Origin of the sequence: Streptomyces griseorubiginosus (assembly GCF_017614965.1) — a bacterium.
GTDB lineage: Bacteria > Actinomycetota > Actinomycetes > Streptomycetales > Streptomycetaceae > Streptomyces > Streptomyces griseorubiginosus_B.
Map to the genome: position 1 here is coordinate 1 of NZ_WVUG01000718.1, position 560 is coordinate 560.

The 560-nt window shown below is 75.0% G+C and carries 1 protein-coding gene; it reads left to right on the forward strand.

Annotated elements, in window-relative coordinates:
- A partial coding sequence (locus tag GRC12_RS44940) for an AfsR/SARP family transcriptional regulator (RefSeq protein ID WP_208786148.1) occupies positions 1–560 on the forward strand: 560 nt, incomplete at both ends.

Consider the following 560-nt stretch of genomic DNA (forward strand, 5'->3'; position numbering starts at 1 on the left):
GCCATCACCTCCACACCCGGCGGCTACCGCCTCGCCGCGACCGAGGACGACGTCGACCTGTACGTCTTCGAGCGCCTGGTCCACGAGGGCACGGCGGCCCTGACCGCCGACGACGCCGCACACGCGGCCCGCGTCCTGACCGAGGCCCTCGCCCTGTGGCGCGGCCCCGCCCTCGCCGACCTCCCGGACCGCACCGCCGCCACCCGCGCCGACGCCCTGCACCTGGAGGCCACGCGCGCGCGTATCGACGCGGACCTGCGACTGGGCCGCGCCCACACCGTCGTACCGCGTCTGACGGAACTGACGACGGCCCACCCGTACGACGAGCCCCTGCACGCCCTCCTCATCCGCGCCCTGCGCGACACGGGCCGCAGCGCGGACGCCCTCGCCGCGTACGAGACGGCCCGCCGAGCTCTGTCCGAGGGCCTGGGCACCGACCCGGGCCCACAACTGCGAGCGTTGCACGCCGAATTGCTCACCGAGCCACCCGAACCGACACCGCCCTCCCAACCCACCGAATCTCGGCCCGCGGAGGATCGCAACACCGACAACGCGCGTCC